Origin of the sequence: Polynucleobacter sp. Nonnen-W13 (assembly GCF_018881735.1) — a bacterium.
In the GTDB taxonomy this organism is placed as follows: Bacteria; Pseudomonadota; Gammaproteobacteria; order Burkholderiales; family Burkholderiaceae; genus Polynucleobacter.
The window spans coordinates 207,561-226,654 of record NZ_JACVPU010000003.1; the positions used below are offsets into that span (position 1 = coordinate 207,561).

Annotated in this window: 20 protein-coding genes and 1 tRNA gene; 16 read left to right on the forward strand and 5 right to left on the reverse strand. The window is 46.8% G+C overall.

The annotated features are described in order from the left end of the window. Positions 1-11 precede the first annotated feature (11 nt). Entirely contained in the window at positions 12-2,900 is a 2,889-nt protein-coding gene (gene uvrA / locus ICN27_RS09560) for an excinuclease ABC subunit UvrA (RefSeq protein ID WP_216269858.1), read from the forward strand. 24 nt (positions 2,901-2,924) lie between these two features. Here uvrA and ICN27_RS09565 read toward each other — a convergent pair whose 3' ends face one another. After that, entirely contained in the window at positions 2,925-4,907 is a 1,983-nt protein-coding gene (locus ICN27_RS09565; RefSeq protein WP_216269859.1) for a monovalent cation:proton antiporter family protein, read from the reverse strand. 11 nt (positions 4,908-4,918) lie between these two features. Here ICN27_RS09565 and ICN27_RS09570 point away from each other — a divergent pair, with 11 nt between their 5' ends. The 9 genes from ICN27_RS09570 (at position 4,919) to rapZ (ending at position 11,375) form a co-directional block, all read left to right on the forward strand. Further along, positions 4,919-5,911 (forward strand): SIS domain-containing protein, encoded by a 993-nt coding sequence (locus tag ICN27_RS09570; RefSeq protein WP_216269860.1) that lies wholly within the window; start codon positions 4,919-4,921, stop codon positions 5,909-5,911. Between the two features lie 36 nt (positions 5,912-5,947). Continuing rightward, entirely contained in the window at positions 5,948-6,520 is a 573-nt protein-coding gene (locus ICN27_RS09575; RefSeq protein ID WP_216269861.1) for an HAD family hydrolase, read from the forward strand. A 12-nt stretch (positions 6,521-6,532) separates the two neighbouring features. Continuing rightward, positions 6,533-7,177 (forward strand): LPS export ABC transporter periplasmic protein LptC, encoded by a 645-nt coding sequence (gene lptC, locus ICN27_RS09580; RefSeq protein ID WP_216269862.1) that lies wholly within the window; start codon positions 6,533-6,535, stop codon positions 7,175-7,177. Further along, entirely contained in the window at positions 7,174-7,725 is a 552-nt protein-coding gene (gene lptA / locus ICN27_RS09585) for a lipopolysaccharide transport periplasmic protein LptA (protein WP_215308499.1), read from the forward strand. Before lptC ends, lptA begins: the two co-directional genes overlap by 4 nt. Continuing rightward, complete coding sequence (lptB, locus tag ICN27_RS09590; protein ID WP_216269863.1) at positions 7,722-8,489, forward strand: LPS export ABC transporter ATP-binding protein; 768 nt, start codon at positions 7,722-7,724, stop codon at positions 8,487-8,489. The genes lptA and lptB overlap by 4 nt, the downstream gene beginning before the upstream one ends. A 192-nt stretch (positions 8,490-8,681) precedes the next feature. After that, positions 8,682-9,005: a ribosome hibernation-promoting factor, HPF/YfiA family gene (gene hpf / locus ICN27_RS09595; protein ID WP_215308501.1), complete on the forward strand. Its 324-nt coding sequence runs from the start codon at positions 8,682-8,684 to the stop codon at positions 9,003-9,005. Between the two features lie 33 nt (positions 9,006-9,038). Beyond that, entirely contained in the window at positions 9,039-9,497 is a 459-nt protein-coding gene (locus tag ICN27_RS09600) for a PTS sugar transporter subunit IIA (protein WP_216269864.1), read from the forward strand. Next, complete coding sequence (hprK, locus tag ICN27_RS09605) at positions 9,494-10,483, forward strand: HPr(Ser) kinase/phosphatase (RefSeq protein ID WP_216269865.1); 990 nt, start codon at positions 9,494-9,496, stop codon at positions 10,481-10,483. Before ICN27_RS09600 ends, hprK begins: the two co-directional genes overlap by 4 nt. A gap of 1 nt (position 10,484) precedes the next feature. Next, the gene (rapZ, locus tag ICN27_RS09610; protein ID WP_215308504.1) at positions 10,485-11,375 is read left to right on the forward strand and encodes an RNase adapter RapZ; all 891 of its coding nucleotides are present in this window, start codon (positions 10,485-10,487) and stop codon (positions 11,373-11,375) included. Here the strand turns inward: rapZ and mutY are convergent. Together mutY and mutM are read right to left on the reverse strand one after the other, a co-directional pair. Beyond that, complete coding sequence (gene mutY, locus ICN27_RS09615) at positions 11,320-12,477, reverse strand: A/G-specific adenine glycosylase (protein ID WP_216269866.1); 1,158 nt, start codon at positions 12,475-12,477, stop codon at positions 11,320-11,322. The genes rapZ and mutY overlap by 56 nt on opposite strands. Continuing rightward, a complete protein-coding gene (gene mutM / locus ICN27_RS09620; RefSeq protein ID WP_216269867.1) occupies positions 12,462-13,298 on the reverse strand; it encodes a bifunctional DNA-formamidopyrimidine glycosylase/DNA-(apurinic or apyrimidinic site) lyase in 837 nt (278 codons plus the stop codon). The genes mutY and mutM overlap by 16 nt, the downstream gene beginning before the upstream one ends. A gap of 35 nt (positions 13,299-13,333) precedes the next feature. Between mutM and ICN27_RS09625 the strand changes: the two genes are divergently transcribed. From ICN27_RS09625 to pth, 6 genes are all read left to right on the forward strand, one after another. After that, positions 13,334-14,821 carry a lipoprotein insertase outer membrane protein LolB gene (locus ICN27_RS09625; RefSeq protein ID WP_216269868.1) on the forward strand — a complete coding sequence of 496 codons (1,488 nt, stop codon included), beginning with the start codon at positions 13,334-13,336 and terminating at the stop codon, positions 14,819-14,821. Positions 14,822-14,831: 10 nt separating this feature from the next. Next, positions 14,832-15,704 (forward strand): 4-(cytidine 5'-diphospho)-2-C-methyl-D-erythritol kinase, encoded by an 873-nt coding sequence (gene ispE, locus ICN27_RS09630; RefSeq protein WP_216269869.1) that lies wholly within the window; start codon positions 14,832-14,834, stop codon positions 15,702-15,704. A gap of 5 nt (positions 15,705-15,709) precedes the next feature. Further along, positions 15,710-15,786, forward strand: a tRNA-Gln gene (locus tag ICN27_RS09635). A 73-nt stretch (positions 15,787-15,859) separates the two neighbouring features. Then, positions 15,860-16,816: a ribose-phosphate pyrophosphokinase gene (locus ICN27_RS09640; protein WP_215308509.1), complete on the forward strand. Its 957-nt coding sequence runs from the start codon at positions 15,860-15,862 to the stop codon at positions 16,814-16,816. A 136-nt stretch (positions 16,817-16,952) separates the two neighbouring features. Further along, positions 16,953-17,594 carry a 50S ribosomal protein L25/general stress protein Ctc gene (locus ICN27_RS09645; protein ID WP_216269870.1) on the forward strand — a complete coding sequence of 214 codons (642 nt, stop codon included), beginning with the start codon at positions 16,953-16,955 and terminating at the stop codon, positions 17,592-17,594. A 90-nt stretch (positions 17,595-17,684) separates the two neighbouring features. Continuing rightward, on the forward strand, positions 17,685-18,281 hold the full coding sequence (gene pth / locus ICN27_RS09650) for an aminoacyl-tRNA hydrolase (RefSeq protein WP_215308511.1): 597 nt from the start codon (positions 17,685-17,687) through the stop codon (positions 18,279-18,281). A gap of 14 nt (positions 18,282-18,295) precedes the next feature. Here the strand turns inward: pth and ICN27_RS09655 are convergent, their stop codons facing one another. Further along, complete coding sequence (locus ICN27_RS09655) at positions 18,296-18,562, reverse strand: YfhL family 4Fe-4S dicluster ferredoxin (protein WP_215308512.1); 267 nt, start codon at positions 18,560-18,562, stop codon at positions 18,296-18,298. A 17-nt stretch (positions 18,563-18,579) separates the two neighbouring features. After that, entirely contained in the window at positions 18,580-19,074 is a 495-nt protein-coding gene (coaD, locus tag ICN27_RS09660) for a pantetheine-phosphate adenylyltransferase (protein ID WP_215308513.1), read from the reverse strand. Positions 19,075-19,094: the final 20 nt, after the last annotated feature.

A 19,094-nucleotide genomic window follows, 5' to 3' on the forward strand; every position in this document is an offset into this window, starting at 1 on the left:
GCTAAAAAATCATGAATAACGAAATCAAGATCCGCGGTGCCCGCACCCATAACCTCAAAAACATCAATCTAGATATCCCTAGAGAGAAATTGGTCGTTTTGACCGGCCTATCTGGCTCAGGTAAAAGCTCATTGGCTTTTGACACCCTGTATGCCGAAGGTCAGCGTCGCTATGTAGAGTCCTTATCTGCTTATGCCCGCCAATTTTTACAGCTGATGGAAAAGCCTGATGTTGATACGATTGAAGGGCTATCACCAGCGATCTCGATTGAGCAGAAAGCTACTAGCCATAATCCGCGTTCGACCGTGGGTACGGTCACAGAAATTCACGATTACCTACGCTTGTTATTTGCACGCGCTGGAACCCCGCATTGTCCAGACCATGATCTTCCATTAGAGGCGCAAAGCGTTTCTCAAATGGTTGATACCGTTTTAGCTATGCCAGAAGACACTAAGCTCATGATCTTAGCTCCCGTGGTTAGCGAGCGTAAAGGTGAGTTCGTGGACTTATTCCAAGATCTTCAGGCGCAAGGCTTTGTCCGCTTTCGTGTGCGCTCTGGTGGAGGAACAACCAATACAGCCAAGGCAGAGATCTTTGAAGTGGATCAATTGCCGGCATTAAAGAAGAATGACAAGCACTCAATTGAAGTGGTCGTAGATCGCATTAAAGTGCGTCCAGATATTCAGCAGCGTGTAGCGGAATCTTTTGAGACCGCCCTCCGTCTTGCCGACGGCAAGGCCATGATTGTCAATATGGATACTGGCAAAGAGATGATTTTCTCCAGCAAGTTTGCCTGCCCAATTTGCTCCTATTCATTACAAGAGCTTGAGCCACGCCTCTTCTCTTTCAATAACCCGATGGGCGCATGTCCTTCTTGTGATGGCTTGGGCCATCAGTCTTTCTTTGATCCCAAGCGCATTGTTGCTCACCCAGACTTATCGCTAGCCTCTGGCGCAATTAAAGGTTGGGATCGTCGTAATCAGTTTTACTTCAAGCTCTTACAAACACTCGCCAAGCATGGCGGGTTTGATGTCGAGACACCCTTCGAGACCCTCAGTAAGAAACAACAAGATCTGATTTTGTTAGGCTCTGGTGATATCACCATTCCATTCGAATACATCAATGAACGTGGCAAAAATAGCGTTCGTCAACATGCCTTTGAAGGCATTGTTGCTAATTTTGAGCGCCGCTATCGCGAGACGGACTCGGCAACCGTTCGAGAAGAATTATCACGTTATCAAAATGTACAGACCTGCCCATCATGCAGTGGTAGTCGTTTACGTAAAGAAGCGCGTTTTGTCAAAGTGGGTGATGGTAAGCAATCACGTGCAATTTATGAAATCAGCGCACTCCCCTTGAAAGAAGCCAAAGAATATTTTGAATCCTTAGAACTCAAAGGTGCTAAACGAGAAATCGCCGATAAGATTGTGAAAGAAATTGGTTCACGTCTACGATTCCTAAACGATGTCGGCTTAGACTACCTCTCATTAGAGCGCAGTGCAGATACCCTCTCTGGTGGTGAAGCTCAGCGTATTCGCCTGGCATCACAGATTGGCTCTGGCCTGACTGGTGTCATGTATGTATTGGATGAACCCTCCATTGGATTGCATCAGCGTGATAACGATAGACTCATCGGTACCCTGAAGCATTTACGTGACTTGGGTAATAGCGTTCTGGTGGTTGAGCATGATGAAGATATGATCCGCGCCTCTGACTATGTGATTGATATTGGTCCTGGTGCTGGAGTGCACGGCGGTGAAGTGGTAGCTGAAGGCACTCCTGCAGAAGTCGAAGCTAATCCAAAGTCTTTAACAGGCGCCTATTTATCAGGTCGGGAGTGGATCGCCGTTCCTGAAAAACGCATTCCAGTAAATGACAAGTTTTTAGAAATTATTGGCGCAAGGGGCAACAACTTACAATCCGTTCATGCCAAGATTCCTGTCGGTTTATTAACCTGTGTCACCGGCGTATCTGGCTCTGGAAAATCGACACTGATTAACGACACATTGCACCATGCGGTTGCGCAACACATCTATGGTTCAAATGCCGAACCAGCAGCGTATGATGCGATTAAGGGCCTGGAAAATTTTGACAAGGTCATTAGCGTAGATCAATCTCCGATTGGTAGAACCCCACGCTCAAACCCAGCTACTTACACTGGATTGTTCACGCCGATCAGAGAACTCTTTTGTGGTGTGCCTGCTGCACGCGAGCGCGGCTATGAAGCAGGACGCTTTTCTTTCAATGTGAAAGGTGGTCGTTGTGATGCCTGCGAAGGTGATGGCGTTATTAAAGTAGAAATGCATTTCTTACCGGACGTATACGTTCCTTGCGATGTCTGTCACGGCAAACGCTACAACCGCGAAACTTTAGACATTCGTTACAAAGGCAAGAATATTCATGAGGTGCTGTCGATGACCATCGAACAAGCCCATGAATTCTTTGAAGCCGTTCCAATCGTCAAGCGAAAACTTAAAACCTTGCTCGATGTTGGCTTAGGCTATGTGAAGTTAGGCCAAAGTGCCACGACTTTGTCTGGTGGCGAGGCGCAACGCGTCAAACTTTCTTTAGAGCTTTCCAAACGCGATACCGGCAGGACCCTCTACATCTTAGATGAGCCAACTACGGGCTTACATTTTCATGACATTCAGTTGTTACTGACTGTTCTTCAAACCCTCAAGAAACAAGGCAATACGATTGTCATCATTGAGCACAACTTAGATGTGATCAAGACGGCAGATTGGATTATTGACTTAGGCCCTAAGGGCGGTGCAGGTGGTGGGCAGATTATTGCTACTGGTACACCCGAAGAGGTTGCGAAGAATGAGGCTAGCTTTACCGGTCACTACTTGGCACCACTGCTAATTCGCAAACCAGCGCCTGCTAAAAAGAAAAAGTAATTCTACTGAGTCAGTTGAATGACGTCATCCGAGCAATTTAGATTCGGCTAAATCAGTCGCCTCTGAATTGCCTGACAGCACCAAAATATCGTTGGCTTGCAAACGCAAGTCTGGGGTGAGTGCCAATTTGACGTAGTCAGAGCCATCCACTTTTCGTCTGACTGCCTGGACGCTTACACCTTCATTGTCAAGATGCAACTCTTCAAGCGTTTGTCCAATACTGGCTGACTCAGGCAATAAAGTAACTGAGTGCAAGCGCCATGATTCCTTGGTATCCACCTCATCATTAACGCCGCGGAAGTAGCCGCGCAAAAGGCTGTAACGAGCTTCACGCGCGCCAGTAATGCGACGCACCACCTTACGCATAGGCACACCCATGATCAGTAAGACGTGGGATGCCATCATCAAGCTACCTTCAATCAACTCTGGCACCACCTCGGTCGCCCCAGCTGCTTGTAACTTGGCCAAATCTGCATCATCTTTAGTGCGCACCAATACCGTCATGCCAGGACGTAAGTGCTCGACTTGATGCAGTACTTTGAAGCTAGCTGGTGTATCTGCATAAGTAATTACTACTGCCTTCGCTCTCGCCAACCCTGCTGCAACTAAATAATTTTCTCGACTAGCATCACCATAGACCACGTTATCTCCAGCAGCGGCAGCTTCCTTAACGCGATCAGGATCCATATCCAATGCAATGTAAGGAATTTTTTCTTGATCGAGCATGCGGGCTAAGCTTTGGCCTGAGCGACCAAAGCCACAAATGACCACATGATTTTCTGTGCGGACACTTTTTGCCGCAACACGTGTCAGTGCGAGCGATTGTAATAACCACTCATTGCTAGAAAAACGCATCGCGATACGATCGCTATATTGAATTAAGAAGGGCGCACCAAACATCGACAGCAACATTGCTGCCAATACTGCCTGACTCAAAGCGGGATCAATTAAATCCAAACCATCAATTTGATTTAAGAGTACGAAACCGAATTCACCAGCCTGCGCCAAACATAGACCCGTCCGAATAGAAATGCCAGGACTTGAGCCAAAAGCACGTGACAGCAATGCAATTAAGCCGAACTTGAAAATCAGAGGGCCAATCAATAAGAGCAAGACCAGCATCCACTGCTGATAGATCACTTCGAAATCAAGCAACATACCAACAGTAATAAAGAACAGGCCCAAGAGCACATCCCTAAATGGCTTAACGTCCTCCTCCACTTGGTGACGATAAGGCGTCTCGGCAATCAACATCCCGGCCAAGAAAGCCCCTAAGGCTAGCGATAAGCCAAAGTGTTCAGTCAGTCCCGCCATCCCCAAAACAATCAATAGGAGGTTGAGCATGAACAATTCTTGAGACCGCAATTTGGCAACCAAACCGAACCAACGACTCATCAAGGTTTGGCCAATAACAAAAATAAGTACCAGAGCTACCGTGATCTTGATTGATGCTGCAGTCAGGGCTAAAAATAGATCTCCAGGATTCTTGCCAAGCGAGGGCAACAAAATCAACAGGAAAACTACCGCCAAGTCCTGAAAGAGCAAAATGCCGATGATGTTGCGCCCATGCTCTGTTTCAATTTCGGAGCGATCAGAAATGAGCTTGGTAACGATAGCTGTAGAGGACATCGCTAAGGCACCCCCCAGTGCAATAGCAGCCTGCCAAGAAATAGGGTAAATCCAGTTCATCAGCAAACTGGCTGGGACCGCTAGGAGCATGGTCAAAATGACCTGGCTGCCGCCTAAGCCAAATACGATAGTCCGCATGGCTCGAAGCTTATGGAGGTTGAATTCCAGGCCAATTGAGAACATCAAGAAAACCACGCCAAATTCAGCCAAATACTTGACTGTGGCGGAATCATTGGCTAAACCTAGGGCATGCGGCCCAATGAGAACGCCAATGGCTAGATAGCCCAAAATAGGGGGTAGCCCAAAATAGCGGAAAATAACTACCCCGGCCACTGCGGAGGCCAGCAAGATGAGAGTTAACTGAAGGACTGTCGGCATATACTCACCCCATGATAGCTAAGACTCGTGACCGAACCCTAAAGCTTGCACGCGACACCCTCACGATTGAGGCTGCTGCACTGCACACTATGCGCGATCGCCTTGAAGGTGCAGACGCTGATGCCCTTGTATTGGCAGTTGATCTGCTCCATTCTTGCAAAGGCCGCATCGTTGTCTCTGGAATTGGTAAGTCAGGGCATATTGCTCGCAAGATTGCCGCGACATTTGCCTCTACAGGCTCCCCCGCTTTTTTTGTTCACCCCGCGGAAGCTAGTCATGGTGATCTGGGGATGGTGACACGTGATGACGTCTTTGTTGCCCTCTCCAATTCCGGTGAGACTGATGAGCTACTGACTATCGTGCCGATCGTCAAGCGCACTGGGGCAAAACTCATTGCGCTAACTGGCGCACCAAACTCCTCTCTGGCAAAGCTAGCGGATGCCCATTTAGATACCAGTGTTGAGAAGGAAGCTTGCCCGCTTAACCTTGCCCCAACCACCAGCACAACTGCAGCCCTCGCTATGGGTGATGCCCTTGCTGTTGCACTTCTGGATGCTCGTGGCTTTCAGGCTGAAGATTTTCAGCGCTCACACCCAGGTGGCCGCTTGGGTCGCAAACAGCTCATGCATGTCAGCGAAGTCATGCGTAGCTTTGATGAGACTCCTAAGATTGCAATCTCCGCTTCCTTACAAGATGCCTTACTCGAGATGACTGCCAAGCGTATGGGTATGGTGGTGACTCTAGATAAAGCAAACAAAGTTGCCGGCATCTTTACAGATGGTGACTTACGTCGCTTGCTTGAAAAAAGCACCAATTTAGATGGTCTCACTTTAGAAAAAGCAATTACTTCGGCGCCGCGCACAATTCCGCCCGAGTTATTAGCAGAAGAGGCTATCGAGATGATGGAAAAGCATCGCATCAATCATTTAGTAGTGACCGATCCTGCAGGTGCATTACTTGGGGCACTCAACCTCCATGATTTATTTGCTGCCAAAGTCATTTAAGCCTTCCACTTTTTTATTCATGATTGACCCACTCACATGCCAACCGCCTTTCACGCTCACAACACCAATCCTCTGAGCCAATATCCGCAGGCCTGGGATCGTGCTGGGACAGTAAAACTTCTCGTCCTAGATGTCGATGGCGTCTTGACTAATGGCCAAGTTTTTATTGGCGAAAATGGCAAAGAATCCTTGAAGGCTTTTGATATTCAGGATGGCTTGGGAATCAAGTTATTAGAAAAAATAGCTATCCCGACAGCGATCATTACGGGACGTAGCTCCAAAATGGTTTTGGCTCGTTGCGATGAGCTCGGCATCAAGCACGTACACATGGGCGTTGAAAATAAAGCTGCAGCCCTAGAAAAGATTTTGCAATCACTTGGACTGAAGTCATCCGACTGCGCTGTTATGGGTGATGACTGGCCTGATTTTCAAATGATGAAGGCTGCAGGCTTGAAGATATGCCCAGCACAAGGGCATGACGCTGTGAAAGAAATAGCTCACTTTGTCACCACTCGATCTGGTGGTAGTGGCGCGGTACGTGAAGTCTGTGATCTGATCTTGAAGGCGCAAAATCGTTATGAGGAATTACTCGCTCAGGCGCGCGCTTAAGGTTAACTTGCAATGGAGCTGAATACCCAAAAAATCAAACTGAGCATCTGGCGTACATCCTTACGTCTTATGCCTTTACTTCTGATGGGCACGCTCACTCTCGTCACGTTCTGGTTAGTTAAGAAAAATGCACCAGCAGAAAATTCGGCAATTGAACGTGTGCGCCTTCATGAGCCTGACTACACTATTAGCAATGGCGCCTTATCTGCCCTCAATGAATCCGGTGATACTAAATATCGTGTGCTAGGCAAGAAAGTGATTCACTACGATGATGATGCTTCAATCGATATTGAGACACCGCGTATACGCCTGTTCCCGCCTGAAAAGTCACCGGTGACCGTCAAAGCAGACAAGGGCCATTTAGATGGCGACCTAACAATTTTGGACCTGATTGATAACGCCGAAATATTTCGACCGCAACAAGCTGCTTCGGCAAGTGAGCCTGCAAGACCGCGGATGCTTGCTCGCTCTTCTTATTTCAAAGTACTCATTAATGATGACATTATCAAAACAGATAAACCCATTACGCTGGAACAAGGGGTTTCTGTGATGCACTCAACCGATGGCGGCGTATTTAATAACATCGAACAAAGTATGGTTTTATCTGGGCAGGTAAGAGGTCGTATCGAACGTGTGCAACCTGGGGCGCAGCAATGAAACTATTGCAAAAATTGCTCATGGCGTTTGCGCTAGTGGGAACTTGTCTTACTACTCATGCTGAAAAAGCAGATCAAGACAAACCCATCGTCTTGGAGGCGGAAAAAGTTTCTGTGAACGACGTACAACAGTTTTATGAGCTTGATGGTGAAGTACTCTTAATCAAAGGCAGTATTTTAATTACTGGCGCTAAGGGTAATATCAAAGTCGACCCCGAGGGTTATGAATACGTTGATGTTCAGGGTAACTCGGAATCTACCGCCAGCTTTAGACAAAGACGCGAAGGACCAGCTAATGAATTTATGCAAGGTCGGGGCAAAACGGTTACCTACAATGCAAAAACTGAGCTACTCACATTGACTGGTGATGCCAGCTTGAAGCGTCTTCATAATATGCAAATGCTAGATCAATTACATGGCTGGAAAATTGACTACGATGATGTTCAGCAGCGCTATCAAGTCTCGCCGCCTGCTAATGCCAAAGCAGAAGACTTGCCACTAGCTAGAGCCATCCTTTCACCAAGAAGAAAAGCTACACTAGAGAAATGATCACGAATTCCAGTAGCACTGAAAAACCAGCAACCTTAAGCGCCCAACACCTTCAAAAGCGCTATGGATCTCGTACAGTAGTTCGAGATGTATCGGTAGAGGTGAAATGCGGAGAAGTAGTAGGACTCCTAGGACCAAACGGGGCTGGCAAAACAACCTCTTTCTATATGATTGTTGGCCTGGTTCCTTTGGATGGTGGAGGCATTGTTTTAGATGGTACTGATATTACGCGCCTACCCATTCATGAACGAGCTCGCATGGGTCTATCCTACCTCCCACAAGAGGCTTCTGTTTTTAGAAGGCTGAATGTGGCTGAGAATATTCAAGCCGTATTAGAGTTGCAAGTGCAAGGTGGAAAACCGTTAAGTAAGGCCGATATAGCACATCGCTTAGATGAGCTCTTGGGTGAGCTCCAAATCAGCCATCTGCGCGATAACCCCGCTCTCTCCCTATCTGGTGGGGAGCGTCGTCGTGTTGAGATTGCTAGAGCACTAGCCTCCCAGCCTAAGTTTATTTTGCTAGATGAGCCATTTGCTGGCGTTGACCCAATTGCGGTTGGAGAGATCCAGCGGATTGTGCGCTTCTTAAGAGACCGCCAAATTGGCGTACTCATCACTGACCATAACGTTCGAGAAACTTTGGGGATTTGTGACCACGCCTACATCATCAGCGAAGGTAGCGTCCTGGCGGAAGGCAAGCCAGACCAAATTATCGAGAATGATGCCGTCAGAAGAGTCTATCTAGGCGAAAACTTCCGCATGTAAATATTCAGAGATTTTTGAGTATTTATTAAATAAACATGATCTGCCCCCTTGGTTTTCAGCAAAATCGCTGATACGCTGGAGGTTCATGAAGTTCATTTCCGTATAAACAAGTACAACATTACAGGGGTCTACTGCGCGCCCCGAGTAATTATTTGCGCACGCATTTTGTTTTACTATGAATAGGAGCTGCTGATGAATTTGAAAATTAATAGCCGACATGTTGAAGTTACTCCAGCCATGCGTTCCCACCTTGAGGCTGGTTTAGAAAAAATTCGCAAGCACTTTGACCACGTTTTAGATGCCACTGCATTTTTGATTGTCGATAACGCTAAAGAAAAAGATCTTCGTCAAGCAGCCGAGATCACCATTCATCTCAAAGGCAAGGAACTCTTCGCCGAGGCACATAACGCTGACCTCTACCACGCTATGGATGCAGTAGTAGATAAACTTGAGCGTCAAGTTGTAAAGCACAAAGAAAAAATTCAAGATCATCACCACGAAAAACATTTTGAGTAATCTCAAGCATCAGGACACCTATAATCTAGTGATATGAATGCCCTGACCGATCTTTTCGCTTTAGACCGTATTGCCTTAAATAGTCCTTCTAAAAATAGGACTGAGGCATTTGCGGCCGTAGGGCAGTTATTCTCCAAACAAGCAGGTCTTGAAGCAGAGGCTATTGTTAGTTTTTTAAATGCGCGTGAGGACTTAGGCTCTACCGCACTAGGCGCCGGTGTTGCCATCCCGCACGGTCGCGTAAAGGGCCTAAAACAACCGATCGCCGCATTCGTCAAACTACAAGAGCCGATCGAATTTGCCGCACCTGATGGAGAGGCTGTATCTATCCTCATTTTTTTACTTGTTCCTGAAAAAGCAACTCAGCAACATTTAGAAATTTTGTCCTCGATTGCACAGCTCCTATCGGATCAGGATACCCGTAAGCTACTTGCGTCGGAGGGCAGTCCAGAGAAGGTGTGTGAAATCCTACAAACGTGGGGCTCAACTTGACCACTCAGCCTCTACTCCTAGAAGGGGTTACCGCTCAGCAGATCTTTGATGACAATGTCTCTGAACTAAAGCTATCTTGGATTGGTGGACTAGAAGGTGCAGACAGACGATTTCCGCCAGAGGCTGTTAAAGCTGCCGCAGCCAGCTCAGACCTAGTGGGCCACTTAAATCTCATTCATCCAAGTCGTATTCAGATTTTTGGTGAGCAGGAGATTAACTACCATGCTCAACTTGAAACGCAGCAGCGAGAAGAGCAAATCTTCGACCTCATTTCTAAAATGCCGCCTTGCGTTATTGTGGCCGACGGTAAAGCAGCTGATGCCGCTCTACAACTGTTCTGCCAACGATCCTCTACTCCACTCTTTACAACAGCCATATCAGCTGCTGAGGTGATTGATCACCTTCGTACCTACCTCACTAAGATTGGCGCACCCCAGATTACGATGCACGGCGTCTTTATGGATATTCTGGGCTTAGGAGTGTTGATCATGGGTGAGTCCGGCTTAGGCAAAAGCGAATTAGGCTTAGAGCTGATTTCTCGTGGCCATGGTTTGGTAGCTGATGATGCGGTAGACTTTGCTCGACTCGGACCAGACTATATCGAGGGTCGCTGCCCTGTGATCCTGCGCAATCTCTTGGAAGTTCGTGGACTGGGCTTATTGGATATCCGCACAATCTTTGGTGAAACGGCCGTACGTCGGAAATTAAAATTGCGCCTAATAGTCCAATTAGTTCGCCGCAATGATGGTGAGTTTGAACGCCTGCCTTTAGAAACCCAACATATTGATGTATTAGGTGTCGCCATTAGAACTGTCAAAATTCAGGTAGCGGCAGGTCGCAACTTGGCCGTTCTCGTAGAAGCTGCTGTGCGCAACACCATTTTGCAGCTACGAGGTATCGATACTCTAAAAGAGTTTATGGAACGTCAGCGTTCGCAAATGAATGCTGAAGCAGAGTCTTCAAAATCTCAAGGCCGCCTCATTTAATATGCAGATTAATCTGATTACCGGCATCTCTGGCTCAGGTAAATCAGTTGCGCTGAGAGCCTTTGAGGATGCAGGTTATGACTGCGTTGATAACCTTCCAGTCACCCTTCTAGAAAACCTCATCACTACACTAGAGGGTGAAAAAAGTGAACGTGTTGCAGTAGCTATTGATGCACGTCGCGGTCAGTCGATTGCAGAGCTTCCTCAGATTTTAGAAAATCTGAGGCGCAACCATCAGGTGCGAATTGTTTTCCTCAATGCTGATACCAATACGCTGATCCAGCGTTTCTCCGAAACTCGCAGACGCCATCCACTCTCTGGAAAAACTCAACAAACCCAAGCTGCCACCCTGATCGAGGCCATTGATAAAGAGCGTAATCTCTTAGAACCTCTGCGCAATCAAGCACACAGTATTGATACCAGCAATCTACCTGCTCATGCCCTACGCTCCTGGATTCAGGATCTTCTGAAAGACAAGCCTCAAGGACTCACCGTTATTTTTGAATCTTTTGGATTTAAAAAAGGCTTACCCAGTGAAGCTGATCTCGTGTTTGATGTTCGCTGCTTGCCTAATCCGCACTATGACAAAGTCTTACGCCCGATGTCTGGCAAAGATCAGCCAGTTCGCGAATTCTTGGAAAAAATCCCTGAAGTAGTCAGTATGGAAAATGACATTATTCAATTTATTGAAAAATGGTTGCCTCACTACATTGCAGATGGTCGCAGCTATCTTACTGTCGCTATCGGCTGTACTGGTGGACAGCATCGCTCGGTTTATCTTGTAAGCCGCATCATTGCGCATTTTCTGCCACAAAAAGATTTGGCAGCACTCCAAATTAATTTCTTAAGTCGTCATCGCGAGCTAGACTCAATCCCTGCAACAGTAATTTGATCGGTTGAGGTAAGCCATATTTTCCTAGCTGACGCAAAGGCACCCACTTCAAGTTATCGCTAGCGAATTTCACAGTAGAGTCTGAAGTCACATGCCAGATCTGCATCCATAAACGACGATGCGTGAAGACATGTTTAATTTCAAGTCCCCGCTCAATTGAGTGGCAACCCTTTAAAGCGCCGGAGATCTTTTCATCTGGCAGCACAAGTGTGAATAATTCCTTCGCAGTCAAATGGACTGCATTATCCAAAGATTGATAGTTTTTTTCTTTGGCTATCCACGCAGATTCAGGTAAAGACCAAAGTCCGCCCCAGATAGCTTTTTCAGGGCGCCTTTGTAGCAATACTGAATCACCTTGGCGGAGTAACAACATATCACAATTAAATTCAGGGGATTTTGCTTTGATGACTTTGCGAGGCAAGAGTAAAACCTGATCACTAAGATTGGCCTGGCATTCTTTTTCAAACGGGCATTTTCTTGCCTCACTCAAGCATACAGGCTTACGAGAGGTGCACCAGGTAGCCCCAAAATCCATCAAAGCCTGTGTATATACCGGCATATCTAAAGTATTTTTAGGAAGTAATGTTTTAGACAGCTGCCATAAATCGTCGTTTACTGCTTTTTCTTGGATGGCACCATCTACACCAAACAACCGTGCCAATATTCGCTTAACGTTTGCATCCAAAATCGGTGCCCGCTCATGAAATGCAAATGCAGCTATAGCGCCTGCTGTAGATCTACCAATACCCTTAAGCTGCTCGAGTAAGACTGGGTCATTGGGAAACTTGCCCCCAAATTCTTCCATTACTTGCTTGGCACAAGCGTGAAGATTGCGAGCGCGTGTGTAATAGCCAAGTCCCGCCCACTCCGCTAAGACATCATCTAGCGGTGCAGCAGCCAACTTCTTCACCGTTGGAAAACGCTTCATAAAGCGGGGATAGCGCTCTAGAACCGTAGCTACCTGAGTTTGTTGCAACATGATTTCAGAAACCCATACCGCATAGGGATCTCGAATACTTTGCCATGGCAAGCCTTGGCGTCCGTCCTTGCCATGCCAAGCTATTAGCTTAGTAGCAAAGTGCTTGATCAGCGCTTCTGACATTGGGGGCAAAAGTATGTCGAGCGCTGGCCTTGCACTATTTGTTTAATCGGCGTCTTGCACACCTTGCATGGCTGATCTTTGCGATCATAGACTTTGGTTTGCACCATGAAATGCCCTGGGTCACCTTCGCTGTTCACAAAGTCTTTTAAAGAACTACCGCCTGCAGCAATCGCTTTTTTCAAAATCAATCTCACCGCAGTCGCCAACCTAGAGCATTGTGGACGCGTGAGTTTTCCAGCAGCTTTTGCCGGATGAATACCTGCCTCAAATAAACTTTCAGAACAATAGATATTGCCTACACCCACTACTGCTTGCCCTGCTAGTAAAAATTGCTTCACGGCAACACTACGTTTACGTGAACACTGATAAAGAACCTCAGCACCAATCTCACCCGCAAACTCGGATGAAAAAGGCTCAACTCCCAATTTTTGTAAAAGTGCATTGCTCTCAATCGGTCCCTTGGATTTGGGGTGCCATAAAACAGCACCAAACTTTCGGGGGTCATGCAAACGCAAACTCAGCCTGCCAAACTCGAAAGTCACCCGATCATGTAATTTGAGGGGATCGCTACTAGGCAGGACCCGCAACGTTCCAGTCATGCCCAGGTGAAGCAATAGGTAACCCGCATTAAACTCTATTAATAGATATTTACCGCGGCGCTCTATTCCCAAAACTTTCTGACCAGAAAGCAAGGTATTCAAATTACTCGGTACCGGCCAACGCAAGCGGCCATCAATAATGTTGACTGCGCTAACCCTCAGCCCCTCTATGTGGGGCTGGATACCCAATCGGGTAACTTCGACTTCTGGGAGTTCTGGCATAAATGAATTGTAGATTCGCGGATTAGAATGTGCTTATGACCAAATTTTCATTAAAGCTCTCCTTAAGAGCCCTACTGCTTGCGGCTGGACTTGGCTTTAGCCTGTCTTCTAGCTATGCCATCGCTAAATCTAGCAGTCTAGATAACGGTCAAGCTGTATTTGAGGTCCTAGCCTCTGAAATCGCCCTTCAGCGTGGTGAAGCTGGTCTGGCATATACAACTTATTTGGAGCTAGCTCGCCAGCTTAATGACCCACGTTTGGCCCAAAGGGCCATGGAGATCGCGATTACAGCAGGCGCACCCGACCTTGCACTCCAAGCGGCGCAAACTTGGGATGGTTTGGCTGGACCGAAACAAACTAGACCTAAGGAAGTATTAGTCACCCTCTTAATTTTGAATCAACGCTGGTCGGATGCAGTCAAACCCGCCATCTCTCTCTTGAGCCAGCAAACACCGGCGCAACGAGAAAATACTTTGCTACAGATTCAGGCGCTACTGGCTAAAGCGACTGATGAATCAGAGGCCCTAAGGTCTTTCTATGAAATCGCCTCAACATTGAAGCCAGAGCCAAAAGATCCGGGACTGCTATACACCTACGCCATGTCTGCTGAAAAATCGGGGCACATCGATGTGATGGAGAAAACTCTGCGCGAAATCTTGCGAAAGAATCCGAATGATGTGAATAGCCTGAATGCGCTTGGTTACTCACTAGCTGATCGCAATCAGAAGCTACCAGAAGCATTTAAGCTGATTAGTAAAGCACATCAACTCTCGCCTAAAGATGGTTTTATATTAGATAGTCTAGGCTGGGTGAACTTTCGAATGGGTAAAAATGATCTCGCCTTAGAGCAACTGCAACAAGCATTTAGCATGAAACCTGAAGCAGATATTGCTGCACATATTGGCGAAGTCCTGTGGGTAATGAATCGCCCAGCGCAAGCAGAAGATATGTGGCGCAAAGGGCAGCAATTAGATGCCAATAACCCGACTCTCAAAGAAACTTTGAAGCGCTTGAAACCTGATTGGTCGCTAGCAGATACCGCCCTCAAAGGCATATGGGATGGTCGTTTTGCGGTAAAGATTACTGGACTCACTGAAAGTAAAAATCAAGGTGGCTCAGGTGGATTTACATTGACTCAAGATGCCTTGATCGACGTATTAGAAATTCGTAATCCGGTAGGTGGATCGATTGCAAAAATTACGATTAAGCCTGGTGAGGCTATCCTTGAGCGCGATGGCCAATTAACCACGGCTATCGATGCTGATACTCTGATACAAAATACATTAGGACTCCCACTACCTGCTCGCGGTCTCTCAGACTGGTTGCGTGGGAAAACTCGTCCTGGTGGTAATGCCAGTGTTGAGCGAAATGCAAAAGGGCAAGTCAGCAAAATCACGCAAGATGGTTGGACCTTAAATTACAACTGGAACAATGCGCAGCGTTTAGAAAAACTCATGATGACTCGCAGCTCTAACATTGGATCGATAGATATCCGCTTGGTGTTTGATAATCCAAATGAGTGAAGTGTGAATAATGAGTAAGGCTTTAGAAATTCACTGCCCCGCAAAGCTCAATCTATTTCTACATATTGTTGGGCGTCGCGAAGATGGCTACCACCTACTCCAATCTGTTTTCCAGTTGATTGATTGGTGTGATGTCCTCAACTTAAAGTCTATTTCTGAAAATGAGATTCGTCGTATTGACCCTATTCCAGGCATTCCTCCAGAACAGGATTTAGTGGTCCGCGCCGCCCAAGTCTTAAAAGATTTTTGCAAGGCCAATCAGGGCGTTGAGATCGCCCTAAAAAAAATGATTCCGATGGGTGCAGGTCTAGGTGGAGGGTCGTCCGATGCTGCATCCACCCTCATTGGCCTGAACACCCTTTGGGGTCTCCATCTTGATATAGCTACGCTTTGTCAGTTGGGCCTCAAACTAGGGGCAGATGTGCCATTTTTCATCTTTGGTCAGAATGCATTTGTTGAGGGTATTGGGGAGAAATTACAGGCCATTTCCTTGGAAACCCAAGACTTTGTAGTGATCTTCCCTAACCAGGGAATTGCCACAGCTCAGATTTTTCAAGACCCTCAATTGACCCGCGATCATGCTCCGATTACAATAGATCGCTTTCTTGCATCGCCAAGCTCCTATCAATCGAATGATTGCCAGACAGTAGCAGTGCAGAAATGTCCTGAAGTGAAGCAAGCTTTAGATTGGATTTACAAGGCAGTGCCAAACTCGGCGCCTTGCATGTCCGGCTCTGGAAGTAGCGTTTTTGCCGCCTTAGACCCTAAGACGGACACCGCAAATCTGGAAAATCTTCTGCAAAATCTTCCAAAAGGATGGATAGGTCGAATTGTTCGGGGGCTAAATAAAAATCCCGCTTACAATTTGATTTCTTCAGATTGACCTGTAGGGGAATCGCCAAGCTGGTTAAGGCACTGGATTTTGATTCCAGCATGCGAAGGTTCGAATCCTTCTTCCCCTGCCAAACTCTGTAGATACGACCTTAAGACATCCATTCGACCCCTACCAAAACTCCAAAATCACCTATGTCCGCCCCAATGAACGCAGATTTACTGACTCTTTTCACAGGCAACGCAAATCCGGTTTTGGCTCATGCGGTAGCAAAAGAGCTCAACCTACCCATGGGAAAAGCATTTGTGGGTCGATTCTCTGATGGTGAAATCCAGGTAGAAATTCAAGAAAACGTCCGCGGCAAGAACGTGGTTGTTATCCAATCGACTTGCGCTCCAACGAACGACAGTTTGATGGAACTCATGATCATGATTGATGCCCTTAAACGAGCTTCAGCAAGCCGCATAACCGCAGTGATCCCTTACTTCGGTTACGCCAGACAAGATCGTCGTCCACGCTCTGCGCGGGTTGCCATCTCCGCCAGAATCGTAGCAAACATGCTTCAATCTGTTGCCGGCATCGAGCGTGTTTTGACCATGGATCTTCATGCCGACCAAATTCAAGGCTTCTTTGATATCCCAGTAGATAACATTTACGCCTCTCCTGTTCTCTTGGCAGATTTAGAGGCTCAGAAAACTAAAAAAGATCTCATCATTGTTTCGCCAGATATTGGCGGCGTTGTTCGCGCCCGTGCAATGGCTAAACAATTAGGTACAGATTTGGCGATTATTGATAAACGCCGTCCTAAGGCTAACGTATCAGAAGTGATGCACTTAATCGGCGAAGTAGAAGGTCGCCACTGCGTCATCATGGATGACATTATTGATACCGGTGGAACCCTTTGCAAAGCTGCTGAGGCACTCAAAGAGCGTGGAGCCAAGGGTGTGACTGCCTACTGTACTCATGCAGTACTCTCAGGTGGCGCTGTAGCCCGTATTGCCGCCTCTGAGTTAGACGAATTGGTGGTTACTGACACCATTCCATTAACTAGTGAAGCCCTGAAAGTGGGCAAAATCCGTCAATTGAGCGTTGCCCCCATCTTGGCTGAAACCCTTTCCCGTATTAGCAAGGGTGACTCAGTGATGTCGATGTTCGCTGAATAAGCCAAAAATAGCGTTTACGCCCCCGTTTTTGGCAATTTTGAGCCTTTTCTAGGCAAAAAGTACGATTCCCAAGATATAATCAAAGGCTTTTCTGTTTGGTCGCGAACGGAAATTAACCTTAAATTAGGAAATGAACATGAAAGTAGTAGCCTTTGAAAGAAGCGTACAGGGAACGGGTGCGAGCCGCCGTCTGCGCAACTCCGGTAAAACTCCGGGCATCATCTATGGCGGTAAAGACGCCGCAACTGTCATTGAGTTGGATCACAACGCACTGTTCCATGCTCTCCGCAAGGAAGCATTCCACTCATCCATCCTTGATCTCGAAATCGGCGGCAAAGCACAAAAAGTGTTGTTACGCGATTATCAGATGCATCCATTTAAGCCTTTGGTTCTGCATATCGACTTCCAGCGCGTTTCTGCGACTGAGAAAGTTCACATGCGCGTTCCATTGCATTTCATTAATGCTGACACTTCAGCCGCAGTGAAGTTACAAGGCGCTGTCATCAGCCATATCTCTACTGAATTGGAAATCTCTTGCTTGCCAGCAGACTTGCCAGAGTTCATTGAAGTGGACTTAAGCAAGATTGAAGTTGGTCATGGCATTCATGCTAAAGATATCGCATTGCCAAAAGGCGTTACCTTGGTATTGCATATTGAGCAAGAAAACCCAGTGCTTGCTAACGCACGTATTCCAGCAGTGAAATCTGCCGATACAGAAGCGGCGGCTCCTGCAGCAGCAGCGGCTCCTGCTGCTGAAGCCCCAAAGGATAAAGCTTAATCATTTAAGCACTATCTTTGCGACAGAGGAAGCCCGCTTACAAGCGGGTTTTCTTTTTTGCAGAAAAGCTTTTATCCTTAAGTACTCATCATGACTAAATTAATTATTGGCCTAGGCAATCCAGGTGAAGAACATACTGAAGATCGGCACAATGCTGGCTTCTGGTTTGTAGACGCACTCGCTCAACAATTAAACATCCGCTTTGAAACTGAAAAGCGTTTTCTTGGAAAAGTAGCTAAGGCTAAGTGGGAAGATGAAGACCTCTTCTTACTCAAGCCAAATACTTATATGAATCTGAGCGGTCAGGCTGTCGGAGCTTTATGCCGCTTTCATAAAATTACCCCCAAAGATGTGTTGGTGGTGCAGGACGAGTTAGATCTCAAGCCTGGCACGGCACGTATTAAGCTTGGTGGTGGCACTGGTGGACACAACGGCTTAAAAGATATCCAGGCTCACTTAGGAACTCCCGATTACTGGCGCTTGCGCCTAGGTATTGGACACCCACGCGATCTTGCCCCAGAGGGTGCACGAGTAATGGACGTGGCTGACTTCGTGTTGAGAAGGCCATTACAACTAGAACAAAAGCAGATTGATGCAAGCATTGAAAATGGCTTACAAATTCTGCCTTTATTCCTACGGGGTGACACTCAAGCAGCCATGCTCGAATTGCACTCTAAAACCAATTAAATAGTACTAATTGCTTATTTAGCGAGTGCCTTTTTGGCAGCAGTTAAGGCCTGATACTTTGCCATTAACTGCGTTTGATTTTCAGAAAAAGAAGGGTTCATCGGTATGCAATCTACTGGGCAGACTTGCTGACACTGAGGCGCATCGTAATGACCTACACATTCAGTACATTTATTGGGATCAATCTCGTAGATCTCTAGACCCATGTAGATTGCATCGTTTGGGCATTCAGGCTCACACACATCGCAATTGATGCATTCGTCTGTAATCATTAAAGCCATATTTGCGCCTAGAAGTCTTACCCTTTACTCTTATTAGCTTCAATCTTTTTGATCAACCACTTTTCTACCGATGGAAATACAAACTTACTCACATCGCCACCCATAGAAGCAATCTCACGCACAAAGGTGCCAGAAATAAATTGATACTGGTCTGATGGGGTCAGAAATAGTGTTTCAACATCAGGTAATAAATAGCGGTTCATACCAGCCATCTGAAACTCGTATTCAAAATCAGATACTGCGCGCAAGCCACGCACAATGACACGCGCATTATGTTCGCGAGCAAAATCTTTTAATAGACCCGTAAATCCAACAATCTTCACATTGGAGTAGTGGCCAAGGACTTCTTTGGCAATCTCAATGCGCTCATCGAGCGTAAAGAAAGGGCGTTTGCTACGACTATCAGCAACACCTACAATGAGTTCGCCAAAAATGCTTGAGGCGCGACGCACTAGGTCCTCGTGACCACGAGTGAAGGGATCAAATGTTCCAGGGTATACAGCAACAGTCATAAGGCTCCTAAGGCTTTTTC